The 12,224-nt window shown below is 63.6% G+C and carries 8 protein-coding genes; 4 read left to right on the top strand and 4 right to left on the bottom strand.

The window, feature by feature from the left end; genetic code table 11:
- Window positions 1-49: 49 nt before the first annotated feature.
- The 3 genes from AB0280_RS01040 to AB0280_RS01030 form a co-directional block, all read right to left on the bottom strand.
- Entirely contained in the window at window positions 50-1,495 is a 1,446-nt protein-coding gene (locus AB0280_RS01040; protein ID WP_366366033.1) for an MFS transporter, read from the bottom strand.
- A 1,059-nt stretch (window positions 1,496-2,554) separates the two neighbouring features.
- Window positions 2,555-4,243, bottom strand: a complete 1,689-nt coding sequence (locus AB0280_RS01035; protein ID WP_366366032.1) for a hypothetical protein — start codon at window positions 4,241-4,243, stop codon at window positions 2,555-2,557.
- A 258-nt stretch (window positions 4,244-4,501) separates the two neighbouring features.
- A complete protein-coding gene (locus tag AB0280_RS01030) occupies window positions 4,502-5,947 on the bottom strand; it encodes an MFS transporter (protein ID WP_366366031.1) in 1,446 nt (481 codons plus the stop codon).
- A 286-nt stretch (window positions 5,948-6,233) separates the two neighbouring features.
- Here AB0280_RS01030 and AB0280_RS01025 point away from each other — a divergent pair, with 286 nt between their 5' ends.
- A complete protein-coding gene (locus tag AB0280_RS01025; RefSeq protein WP_307489329.1) occupies window positions 6,234-7,181 on the top strand; it encodes an SGNH/GDSL hydrolase family protein in 948 nt (315 codons plus the stop codon).
- 79 nt (window positions 7,182-7,260) lie between these two features.
- Here the strand turns inward: AB0280_RS01025 and AB0280_RS01020 are convergent, their stop codons facing one another.
- Window positions 7,261-8,481, bottom strand: coding sequence for an ROK family protein (locus AB0280_RS01020; protein ID WP_370871766.1), 1,221 nt, complete (start codon window positions 8,479-8,481; stop codon window positions 7,261-7,263).
- A gap of 131 nt (window positions 8,482-8,612) precedes the next feature.
- Here AB0280_RS01020 and xylA point away from each other — a divergent pair, with 131 nt between their 5' ends.
- From xylA to AB0280_RS01005, 3 genes are all read left to right on the top strand, one after another.
- Entirely contained in the window at window positions 8,613-9,800 is a 1,188-nt protein-coding gene (gene xylA / locus AB0280_RS01015) for a xylose isomerase (RefSeq protein ID WP_307489331.1), read from the top strand.
- Window positions 9,801-9,881: 81 nt separating this feature from the next.
- Entirely contained in the window at window positions 9,882-11,300 is a 1,419-nt protein-coding gene (xylB, locus tag AB0280_RS01010) for a xylulokinase (RefSeq protein WP_307489333.1), read from the top strand.
- Window positions 11,300-12,217 carry an aldose 1-epimerase family protein gene (locus AB0280_RS01005; RefSeq protein ID WP_307489335.1) on the top strand — a complete coding sequence of 306 codons (918 nt, stop codon included), beginning with the start codon at window positions 11,300-11,302 and terminating at the stop codon, window positions 12,215-12,217. Before xylB ends, AB0280_RS01005 begins: the two co-directional genes overlap by 1 nt.
- The last annotated feature ends 7 nt before the right edge of the window (window positions 12,218-12,224 follow it).

Raw genomic sequence — 12,224 nt, 5'->3', positions numbered from 1 at the left:
TGCTCCGGCCGTCAGGGTTGGGGGTGACGGCCGGAGCGGTGGGTGGTGTTTAGCGGGCGCGGCGGATTGGCAGGACCAGGAGGCCTGAGATGATGACGATGATGAAGGCGATTGGCCAGACGATGCCGTAGGAGCCGCCGACGAGGGCGACTGCGGTGCCGGCGGTGACGGGGGCGATGGCGTTGCCGAGGTTTTGTCCGACTGAGGACATTCCGAGGTCGCGGCCTGCTGCTTCGGGGTCGGGGAGCAGGTCGATGAACAGGGCCTGGTCAACGACGAGGAACACGCCAAGGCCGAGTCCGCCCATGGCTGCCTGGATGAACATGGCAGGAAGAGACGGCCAAACCCAGGGAACGATGAAGCCCAGTGCGATGATCACGGCAGCTGCGATCACGAAAGGCTTCCGACGGTGCAGTTTGTCGGAAAGCTTTCCCGAACCGGCCATTCCGAGCATTGTGGCAGGTAGTGCGACGACCTGCAGGAGGGGGCTCATCTGGGCTGCTTCTGCCGCGCTGAGGGCTGGGGTGATGTAGCTCTGGAGCATGTAGATGCTGTAGGTGGTGCCGATGCCGAATCCGGTCCAGAGCAAGACCTTCGAGATCCAGGCCCACCGGTAGTCCCGGTCGCGCAGGGCGACGATGAACGAAGCAAAGATGGTGCCAATCCGGATTTTTCCGCGGGGCAGGTGCTTGGATGACCGGTCCCGGGCAAGGAAAAGCAACGGTACGGTGAGCAGCAGAAGCGTCACGGCGAACGGGTAGTAGCTGGCAAGGCCGATGGCAGCAAAAAGCGCTCCGGCCACCACTGCGCCGAGGATGGCCGCGAAGTACACCACAACTCCGGTGACCGCCGATACCGACCCCAGGCGCTCTTTGGGCACCCGGTCCGCTACCGTGGCCACGAGGGGGCCCTGGGCATTTCCGGCGACCTGGATGACAGACCAGGCAAGAACCAGGAAAAACAGGTTCGGCGCCAGCGGCATCAGCGTGATGCCGGCTGCTCCTACGACAGCGCCGGCAGCGATATAAGGGGTGCGCCGGCCCCACTTTGTCCGGGTCAGATCTGAAAGCGTCCCGATGATCGGGGACAAGACCATGCCCACGACCACGCCTACCGACGACACCAACGACAGGCCGGCAGCACGTGAAGAGTTGAACTGCGCCAAAAGATCGAGCTGCTGCTGCTGCTCTGCAGACGGCGTCACGGCGCCGGAAGCAACCTGGCCGCTCAAATTATTCAGTGCGGTCAGGTCAACACCACTGTCGGGCCCGAAGATCCGGGCAAACTCCAGGTTTTGAACCTGCAGCGGGAGCAGGACCGTGAGCACTGCACCCCACAGCAGGGAAAAGGCCACGCTTGCCAGCGCGTACGTGCTGACATAGCGGCGATAGGGCCGCGTTTTCGGTTCATAGACGGGGGACAAATCATCCTTCGCCGGCCGGGGCTCCACCGGCGGAGCACCGGCCGCTCCCTGGGCTGCATCAACAGATCCCATGTACAACTCCTTCGTTGATCGCCGCAGGCATCCACCCGCGGAAGCATTCGCAAAACAATATTCCCGCACCGGGAAAAAAGCAATAGTCGATGCTGGAAAAGAGATATTCCGGGGCGTTGATACCCCGACACTGCGCCTGCATTGGCCTGGCGCGTGGCAGCAGTCGCCCCGATGTTTCGAGTGCCGTCCTGGTGGTGCTCCCTTCCGCGTCGTGCGTTTTCCGGTTGACGGATTTCCGGATCAGCGGCGCCTGTCTCGACCTGGCAGGGTGAAGGTCGGGCCGGTTCAAAGCCAGGACAGCGCCATCATCTGCGGCGCGCTCCCCCTCCCCCCCCCCCCCCGGGGGGGGTGGTCAGGAGTCGCTGATCGCATTTCAGGCTCATATAGAGCGCGCCTTTAGAGCCGAATGTAGAGACGTCGGTGGGCTGCACAACATCAACGGAGACGTCACATTCAAGTCCGACAGGCATCCCAGGTGGGGGGCCGGTCGGACGACGAGGAGGTTTACCCTCATCCGTTTGCGTACAGGCCGAGTCGCCCGCACGATGGTGAGAAGGGTTTGTCGGATTTTTGTGTTGTGATCGGGGCCGCGTCCACGTTGACGACCTGCATGTACATCGCAAAGTACAACAGCCTAGGTCTAAATTGGGCTGACTGCGGGCGCAGGCGGGCGGTCACTTCTGGATTGTCCTCACCAGCGCGACAACTGAATGGTCCCGCAGGGTACGGCCGGATCAACCTCGACCGTGTACCTGCCGTCGCCCCTTTGGGTGATGAGTAGGCCTTGCATGCGTTCCAATGCTGCCGGAATCAGCTGGTTAACTGCTTCGCTTAATCCCTTGTCCCGGCTTCGTCGGTCTTCAATGGCTGTTTCCGACACGGATGTAACGGTCGAATGCGATCGAGTGGTGATTTCGTTGACCGGGCAAGCATCAGCGAAAGACGGGGAAAGGAAATAGCTTATATAAGGCAAGGTATTCCTTTAGGAGCGTCAGCGGCGTGGCCGGTTGCTCGGGGAGTACGTCGGGTCCGCGCAGATGTCGCGCGGACCCGACGGCCTTAGGGAAGGACGTGCCGGCGGCGGGCAGCGCGCCGGATAAGGGCGGTCGTTGTCAGCACCACCATGAGCACTGCGAAGACCGCGGCAACCGGCAGTCCGAGCGTATCGGGCCCTAGGCTGCTGATTCCGCTCGCGAGTTGGAGGGTTCCGTCGGACAGCTGTGCGCTTCCGTCGCTCAGCTGCCTCATTCCCGTGCTGAGCTGGTTCGCACCAACGGCCAGGGCCTGACTGCCGTCAGCCAGCTGACGGTCTCCCCCGGCGAGCTGGTCGCCGCCGGTGGCGAGCTGGTTTACGCCGGACGAGAGCTGGTCACCGCCGGCGGCCAGCTGGTTGACCCCGGACGAGAGCTGGTCACCGCCGGCGGCCAGTTGGTTGACCCCGGTTCCCAGCTGCGCGCCGCCTTCGCTGAGCTGGCCAAGACCCCCGGCAAGTTGGGAGGTACCCGAATGAAGCTGGTCCAGTCCGTTGGCCAGCTGAGCTGTCCCGTCACTGAGGCCGGACGTGCCTTGTGCCATCTGCGACATGCCATTGGCAAGCTCACGTGATCCGGTCGCGAGACCGTTGGCCCCGGTGGCCAGTTGTTTCGTTCCATCAGCAAGCCCGGCGGCTCCTGCGGCAATGCCAGAAGTGCCATCCGCGATGGCTCCGGCTCCCGGCGCCAATTGTGTCTCGATGCCCTCGGCCAGAGCGTTGACGGTTGACTGGATGCTTCCTGCACCGTTGTCCACGTCAGAGAGGTGCGACCTGGCTGAGTCGACGGAAGACACCGCTGTTGAAAGGCCGTCGCTGACGGCGCTGACGTCGGCGCTTGCTGTCGTGGTGAGGGTCCTGAGCTGTTCGACTTGCGCCGAAGTCAGGCTGTCTCCTGCTGCGAGGTGTGCTACGAGAACCTTCAGGCTGTCGAGGGTATTCGTTGCGCCGGCGGCAGACGACTGGGCGGTGGTCAGCATCGCCGCTGCTCCTGCCTGCTCCTTGGCGGTGGCGCCGACGTTTGCGGATAGCGTTGCAAGATCCTTGCCAGTGCTGCGCAGGCCTGTGCCGACCCCGCTAATCCCGTCGCGTATGCCGGCTGCCCCTTTCGAAAGGCCGGATGCGCCCTGAGCCAACTCTGTTGCTCCCGTCGCTACGTGGTCGATACCGCCAGCAACCGCCTCGACGCCGCTGGCCGTTGACTGTCCCCCGGAGGCCAGTTGATTCATGCCGGTGCTAAGCTGCGCGGTTCCGGCGCTGAGGGCCTTTGCTCCGTCTGCTGTCTTTCCCACACCGTCAGCAAGGGCATTTGCCCCGGTTGCCACTTGCGCCACCCCGTCCACATATTGCCCAACACCGTGCGCGGTTTGGTGTACGCCGTCGACGTACTGGGCGGTGCCGTCGGCGGTTTGGTGTACGCCGTCGACGTACTGGGCGGTGCCGTCCGCGGTTTGATGTACGCCGTCGACGTACTGCGCGGTGCCATCCGCGGTTTGGTGTATACCTTGGGCCAACTTAGCGGATCCGTCCGCCGCCTGCCCCTGACCGTCACTGAATTTCTTCACGCCGTCCGCATATTGAGCGAGGCCGTTATCAAATTCCTTTGCCCCTCCGCTCAGCTTCTGCGTTCCTGATGCAAGTTGCTTAGTACCGTCACCGAGACCCGCCATAAGGGCGAAATAGATGAGAATCACCGCCGTGAGCAGGAACGAGAGCACAGCGATGGCGACTCTCTGCCCTCGTCGCGGCCTGGATTGTAGGAATGTAGCGTTCACAAAACTCCTTTGTTTAGGAAAAAGTGGATGTAACGGTGATGGTTCCGCGAGACGGTGTGCTGCCGGGCTCGAGCGGGAACTAGCCAGAGACGCTGGCGCGATAGCCACGCCGAGGCACGACCTCCCACTAGATGAGATGCGAGATCGTGCTTGTGCTCCGGCCGTCAGGGTTGGGGTGACGGCCGGAGCGGTGGGTAGTGTTTAGCGGGCGCGGCGGATTGGCAGGACCAGGAGGCCTGAGATGATGACGATGATGAAGGCGATTGGCCAGACGATGCCGTAGGAGCCGCCGACGAGGGCGACTGCGGTGCCGGCGGTGACGGGGGCGATGGCGTTGCCGAGGTTTTGTCCGACTGAGGACATTCCGAGGTCGCGGCCTGCTGCTTCGGGGTCGGGGAGCAGGTCGATGAACAGGGCCTGGTCAACGACGAGGAACACGCCAAGGCCGAGTCCGCCCATGGCTGCCTGGATGAACATGGCAGGAAGAGACGGCCAAACCCAGGGAACGATGAAGCCCAGTGCGATGATCACGGCAGCTGCGATCACGAAAGGCTTCCGACGGTGCAGTTTGTCGGAAAGCTTTCCCGAACCGGCCATTCCGAGCATTGTGGCAGGTAGTGCGACGACCTGCAGGAGGGGGCTCATCTGGGCTGCTTCTGCCGCGCTGAGGGCTGGGGTGATGTAGCTCTGGAGCATGTAGATGCTGTAGGTGGTGCCGATGCCGAATCCGGTCCAGAGCAAGACCTTCGAGATCCAGGCCCACCGGTAGTCCCGGTCGCGCAGGGCGACGATGAACGAAGCAAAGATGGTGCCAATCCGGATTTTTCCGCGGGGCAGGTGCTTGGATGACCGGTCCCGGGCAAGGAAAAGCAACGGTACGGTGAGCAGCAGAAGCGTCACGGCGAACGGGTAGTAGCTGGCAAGGCCGATGGCAGCAAAAAGCGCTCCGGCCACCACTGCGCCGAGGATGGCCGCGAAGTACACCACAACTCCGGTGACCGCCGATACCGACCCCAGGCGCTCTTTGGGCACCCGGTCCGCTACCGTGGCCACGAGGGGGCCCTGGGCATTTCCGGCGACCTGGATGACAGACCAGGCAAGAACCAGGAAAAACAGGTTCGGCGCCAGCGGCATCAGCGTGATGCCGGCTGCTCCTACGACAGCGCCGGCAGCGATATAAGGGGTGCGCCGGCCCCACTTTGTCCGGGTCAGATCTGAAAGCGTCCCGATGATCGGGGACAGGACCATGCCCACGACCACGCCTACCGACGTCACCAACGACAGGCCGGCAGCACGTGAAGAGTTGAACTGCGCCAAAAGATCGAGCTGCTGCTGCTGCTCTGCAGACGGCGTCACGGCGCCGGAAGCAACCTGGCCGCTCAAATTATTCAGTGCGGTCAGGTCAACACCACTGTCGGGCCCGAAGATCCGGGCAAACTCCAGGTTTTGAACCTGCAGCGGGAGCAGGACCGTGAGCACTGCACCCCACAGCAGGGAAAAGGCCACGCTTGCCAGCGCGTACGTGCTGACATAGCGGCGATAGGGCCGCGTTTTCGGTTCATAGACGGGGGACAAATCATCCTTCGCCGGCCGGGGCTCCACCGGCGGAGCACCGGCCGCTCCCTGGGCTGCATCAACAGATCCCATGTACAACTCCTTCGTTGATCGCCGCAGGCATCCACCCGCGGAAGCATTCGCAAAACAATATTCCCGCACCGGGAAAAATAGCAATAGCCCGACCAATAAATGTTCAAATGCTTCCTCAAACGAAGTTCTGCCCGCGCCAGCGGCCGTTGGGTTCGACTCCCATGGCCACCGGAGCGGCCGGCTCTTGACGAACCCGCAAGCGAACGCTAAATTTTCCCCACCCGGGAATAATCCGGATCGCGAAGTAGCGACTGGAGCCCGGCAAAACCCCCAAGGAGATTGATCTATGCCCGCATGCCTCGGTGCTGTCCGCAAGGTGGCGGCAGCTTGCGCCGTCACCGCCCTTACAGCCTTTTGCACAGCTCTGCCCGCCAGCGCCGCGCCTCTTCCTGCACCCGGGCCTGGTGCCCACTACGTTGCCCTTGGCAGCTCCTACGCCGCCGGAGGTGGTCTCGGACCCGCGGATCCAGCGGACTCCGGCGGCCGATGCGGGCGGACCACCATTGCCTATCCATACCTTGTGGCCAGTCAGCTTCGTTTGAACCTGACGAACGCGACATGCGGCGGCGCCTCGATCCCCAACATCGCGACGACGCCCCAGCAGATCTGGAGCTGGGATGGCTCCAGCCAGACCGGCGAGCTGCAGATCAACGCCGTCACCGCGGACACGGATCTGGTAACCATCACCATTGGCGGCAATGACGTCAACTATGTCGGCAACCTCATGGCCGAAGCCTGTCGAGGAGACCTTGCGGCAAACCCGCTGAGCGTGATCAGCAACCAGCTGAAGCTGTACGGGTTGTGCACTCCTGTGCCGGACTCGGTCGTGCAGGCCCGCCTCGCCGGCATCCAGGATGCCTTAGCAGCAACCGTGAACGCTGTCCAGGAGAAGGCTCCGCACGCGCGGGTGGTCCTGGTTGATTACCTGTCAGTCCTGCCGGACAATGGCAAGCCCTGTGCATCGGTTCCCATCCCGCAGCAGCGTCAGAAGTTTCTTCTTGACGTTGCCCGCGGGATGAGCCTTGCCACCAAGCACGCCGCCCAGCAAACGGGAGCCGAACTCGTCACCGCGTCCAAGGACAGCCAGGGCCACGATGCCTGCTCAGCTGATCCGTGGGTCACTGGGTATGACTTTTCCCGCGGTTTTGTCATGATGCACCCGAACGAAGCCGGCCATGCAGCAGTAGCGAAAGCCCTGGTGGAACAGCTAACGCACCCCGGCGCCAGCTCCTGACCGAATCACTCCAAAGACGGTGGCGCCACGAAAATCAGGCGTCACCGTCTTGATCATTTACACGAAAGAGGCCTGGGGATCACCGCCGCAGTGTATGCGGTGCCTCCAGCACTGACCTAAGCGCGAGGCCCGCCGCACCCAACAAAGCCCCTGTACTCCCCAAAGCCGATACCAGCACGTTTCCGGAAGGGAATTTTCCCGCGGAATACCTCTGGAGGCTATCCATAAGCGAAATTCTCAGCCACGGATCAAGAACGGCAAGGTGCCCGCCAAGGACCACCAACGTAAAAGGTACGATCCGCGCCGAGGACGCCAGGGCCAAGCCAAGACAGAAACCTGCGCGCTCAACCGCCGACAGGGCCCGTGCGTCGCCTTCCTTCAACAACCCCAGCAGCACGGACAACGTTAGTGAGCGGCTGCTTCGGGCTGGATGTCCTGCGAGCCCGGCGGCGTCGGCGATCGCGTCCTGGCCGGCCACCGTTTCCAGGCAGCCCCTCCCACCGCACAAGCAGTCAGAACCGTAAGGATCAACCACGACGTGGCCCACCTCCCCCGCATGACCATCAGCGCCAGTGAAAAGTTCACGGCCGACAACGAGCCCACCGCCGACACCCACCTCACCTGAAACAAACATGAAATCGGTGTCGGATTGATGGTCCATTTCGGCCAAGGCTGCGGCGTTGGCCTCGTTGCAAAGGACTACACCTAGCGGAGAGCCCGGAAGCAGTACGCGTAGGTCCGGCCTGGCATTTTTCCAGCCCAAGTTAGGGGCGCTCACCACAACCTGGCCGGCAGCATCGATCAGTCCCGGCACCGCAAGGCCACCCCCAAGAACGTCGATGCCCTCCTTCTCCGCCGCCACGGCTGTCACAGCACACTGCTGACTCAGGGCGGCTATCACTCGTTCCACCCCATCGGAGCGGTTGTCGCGCTCCCGAACCTCGTGCATGAGCAGGGTCCCGGCCAGACTGACCACACCAACGGCAAGGTAGTCGACGTTGATTTCCGCGCCGAGGACCGCTTTGTTGGGGTTCAACTCCAGCTCCACTCCCGGTCGGCCCCTCGACTGTTGGTTCAGCCCCACCTCGGTGACCAGGCCGCTCGAGATGAGCTCGAGCACAAGGCTTGATACCGACGCCTTTGTCAGCCCGGTCAGTGCGGAAATCTGAGCCCGGCTGCGACGACCGGCAGGTGAGGTTTCAGCGATTCTGCCCAGCACCAGCGCCAAGTTCCCCCTCCGTACAGCCTCCATATGTCCAGCCCCGGGGACACCTTGGATGTAGGGAGGCGCGGCCATCATCACGACGTCTACTCCTTCACGTCACGGGGCTTTTGCCCGGACTGATGTTGACCCGCATCGGGGTCATCCTTATAGTTCAGAGCATAAACTATTTGGCTGCCGAAGCAGCCCCTTTACTGCAAGGACGCATCATGACTCTCTCCCCCACCCCCGCCGACAAGTTCACGTTTGGCCTCTGGACGGTCGGCTGGACCGGCGCCGACCCGTTCGGTGTGGCCACCCGCAAGGCCCTTGACCCTGTCGAAGCCGTGCACAAGCTCAGCGAACTGGGCGCGTACGGCATCACCTTCCACGACAACGACCTGGTCCCGTTCGACGCCTCCGCCTCCGAGCGGGAGCTGATCCTGAAGAACTTCCGCTCGGCGCTGGCGGAAACCGGGCTGAAGGTACCGATGGTCACCACCAACCTGTTCAGCCACCCTGTCTTCAAGGACGGCGGCTTCACGTCCAACGACCGCTCCATCCGCCGTTTCGCCCTGTCCAAGGTCCTGCGGAACATCGACCTTGCCGCCGAGCTCGGCGCCGAAACGTTCGTCATGTGGGGCGGCCGGGAAGGCAGCGAGTACGACGGGTCAAAGGACCTCGCCGCTGCCCTGGACCGGATGAAGGAAGGCGTGGACACAGCGGCGGGCTACATCAAGGACAAGGGCTACAACCTGCGCATTGCCCTCGAGCCCAAGCCGAACGAGCCCCGCGGCGACATCTTCCTGCCCACCGTGGGCCATGGCCTGGCCTTCATCGCCCAGCTCGAGCACGGCGACATCGTGGGCCTCAACCCGGAAACCGGGCACGAGCAGATGGCAGGACTGAACTTCACCCACGGCATCGCCCAGGCCCTCTGGGCGGGCAAGCTCTTCCACATCGACCTCAACGGCCAGCGCGGCATCAAGTACGACCAGGACCTGGTCTTCGGCCATGGCGATCTGACCAGCGCCTTCTTCACTGTGGACCTGCTCGAAAACGGCTTCCCGGGCGGTGGCCCGAAGTACGACGGCCCGCGCCACTTCGACTACAAGCCCTCCCGCACCGACGGCTACGACGGTGTCTGGGAATCCGCCAAGGCCAACATGGCGATGTACCTGCTCCTCAAGGAACGCGCACTGGCCTTCCGCGCAGACCCCGAGGTCCAGGAAGCACTCAAGGCATCCGGCGTCTTCGAACTCGGTGAGCCCACCCTCACCGCGGGCGAGACCACCGCCGACCTGCTCGCGGATGCCGCCTCGTTCGAGGACTTCGACGCCGACAAGGCCGCCGAACGCTCCTTTGCCTTCGTCCGGCTCAACCAGCTCGCCATCGAACACCTGCTGGGATCCCGCTAGCCACTTAGTACCCGCTGCGGGGCCTTGGAGATAATCCAGGCCCCGCAGCGTTTCCATTCCTGCACAAAGAAAAGAACAGCCATGCCGCTCGTAGCCGGAGTCGACAGCTCCACCCAGTCCTGCAAAGTAGTCATCCGCGACGCGGACACCGGAGAACTCGTCCGCCAGGGCCGCGCCACCCACCCCGAAGGCACCGAAGTCCACCCGGACCACTGGTGGAATGCCCTCCAGGAGGCCATCGCGCAGGCGGGCGGCCTCGACGACGTCGCCGCCGTCTCAGTCGCCGGGCAACAGCACGGCATGGTCTGCCTCGACGCCGATGGTGCCGTGGTCCGGCCCGCGCTGCTGTGGAATGACACCCGCAGCGCCGGCGCCGCCACGGAACTGATCAAGGCCGCCGGTGGAGGTGACCCGATTGCCGGAGCGGGATACTGGGCCGGTGCCACCGGGACGGTCCCCGTCGCATCCCTCACACTCACCAAACTGCACTGGCTGACCCAGAACGAACCGGAGAACGCTGCGAAAGTTGCCGCTGTGTGTTTGCCGCACGACTGGCTGACGTGGAGGCTGGCTGGTTACGGTCCAGATTCCGGCGCCGAAGGTCTTCAAGCCCTCGTGACAGACCGTTCCGACGCGTCAGGCACCGGCTACTATTCGACTGCTGCCGGTCAGTATCTTCCCGCAGTCATCTCGGGTTCGGTCGGCCACCTGCCCGTCTTGCCGAAAGTCCTTGGTCCCCTTGAAACGGCGGGAAAAACCCCGGACGGGGTCCTCCTGGCTGCAGGAGCTGGAGACAACGCCGCCGCCGCCCTGGGAGCCGGCGCCCGGCTGGGGGACGTCGTCATGTCACTGGGCACCTCCGGCACGGTCTTCGCAGTCTCTGAAACACCATCCGCCGACCCCTCCGGCCTGGTGGCCGGATTTGCCGACGCAACCGGCCATTACCTCCCCCTCGTATGCACTTTGAATGCCACCCGTGTTTTCGACGCCACCGCGGCGCTGTTGGGAGTCACCCTGCAGGAATTTAATACCCTGGCGCTCTCTGCGGCCTCCGGTTCAGGCGGTTTGACCCTAGTCCCCTATTTCGACGGCGAACGCACCCCAAACCTGCCGGACGCAACAGGCGCCTTGCATGGCATCACCCGAGCCAATTACACCCCCGAGAACCTGGCCCGCGCCGCCGTCGAAGGAGTCGTGTGCTCACTCGCGGACGGATTGGCCGCCCTGCAGGCCCAGGGCGTCAAGGCTCGAAGAATAATCCTCGTAGGCGGTGGCGCCCAGTCACCTGCTGTTCAGGACGTGGCAGTTCAACTCCTGGGCATCGACATCACCGTCCCCCAACCCGGCGAATACGTCGCGGACGGGGCCGCCCGCCAGGCAGCCGCTGCCCTGACGGGGAGCTTTCCTGACTGGCCACTGAACGCCGTGGAACGTCCCGCGGCTGCAGACACTGCGCAGGTGCTCTCCAGGTACCGCAGCTATGCAGGCCTTTACGCCTGATGGATGCGTTGGACGCACCGGTGAGCGAGTACGCGATCAGGTCCGGCAGCTACACTGCCACCGTCAGTGCAACAGGAGCTACCCTGCTGAACTTGCAGTTCGGTGAAAGGGATTTGGTCCTTCCGTCCCGCACGGGACATCCCACTCCGGACTACAGGGGAATCATCGCAGCGCCCTGGCCAAACCGCATCGCGGACGGGCACTACACCTTCGAGGGCAACGCCCTGGAGCTGCCGCGCAACGAGCAGGCCCGCGGCAACGCACTGCATGGCCTGGTGTTCGACAAGGCGTGGGAACCGGTGCTCCACGAGGACACGACGGTGATACTCGAGACGACTGTCTCAGCCTCTAAGGGATATCCGTTCAGCCTGCAGTTGACTGCCGAGTACCGGCTGACACCGGAGGGCCTGAGCATCACCCTGGCCGCCAGGAACACGGGTACATCGGCAGCTCCCTACGGCGCATGCCCCCACCCATACCTGGTGGCCGGCCCGTCTCCCTTGGACCAGTGGATCCTTCAGCTCGGTGCCGAGCGGTTCCTCGCCGTTACCGCAGACCGGTTACTTCCGACCGGGGAGTGCGACGTGCACGGCCATGCCTTTGATTATAGGGATCCGCGGCCCATCGGTTCGACGGCCATGGACCACGCGTTTACAGGACTTGCCTTCGACGATTCCGGCCGAGCCGGGCTGACGCTCTGGGACCCTACCGGTGTTGGGGTAGGAATGTCCTGGGACCGCAGCTGCCCTTGGCTTCAATTGCACACGGCCGACCGCACGCCACCCCTGCCCACCAGGTTGGGTCTCGCTGTGGAACCAATGAGCTGCCCCCCGGATGCCTTCAACAGCGGAAAGGACCTCATCCGCCTCTTGGCTGGGGAGGAACATCGGCTCAGCTGCAGTATTTTCGCCCTATGACTGAGCG

The sequence above is a fragment of the Pseudarthrobacter sp. 902506025 genome (genome assembly GCF_040702325.1).
Classification (GTDB): Bacteria; Actinomycetota; Actinomycetes; order Actinomycetales; family Micrococcaceae; genus Arthrobacter.
This window is presented reverse-complemented; position numbering and strand designations above follow the sequence as displayed.

What these genes read in the sequence shown, in the direction of transcription:
- AB0280_RS01030 (WP_366366031.1), bottom strand. Translation starts at nt 5,947, where the DNA reads ATGGGATCTGTTGATGCAGCCCAGGGAGCGGCCGGTGCTCCGCCGGTG.
- xylA (WP_307489331.1), top strand. Translation starts at nt 8,613, where the DNA reads ATGACTCTCTCCCCCACCCCCGCCGACAAGTTCACGTTTGGCCTCTGG.
- AB0280_RS01040 (WP_366366033.1), bottom strand. Translation starts at nt 1,495, where the DNA reads ATGGGATCTGTTGATGCAGCCCAGGGAGCGGCCGGTGCTCCGCCGGTG.
- AB0280_RS01020 (WP_370871766.1), bottom strand. Translation starts at nt 8,481, where the DNA reads ATGATGGCCGCGCCTCCCTACATCCAAGGTGTCCCCGGGGCTGGACAT.
- AB0280_RS01025 (WP_307489329.1), top strand. Translation starts at nt 6,234, where the DNA reads ATGCCCGCATGCCTCGGTGCTGTCCGCAAGGTGGCGGCAGCTTGCGCC.
- xylB (WP_307489333.1), top strand. Translation starts at nt 9,882, where the DNA reads ATGCCGCTCGTAGCCGGAGTCGACAGCTCCACCCAGTCCTGCAAAGTA.
- AB0280_RS01005 (WP_307489335.1), top strand. Translation starts at nt 11,300, where the DNA reads ATGGATGCGTTGGACGCACCGGTGAGCGAGTACGCGATCAGGTCCGGC.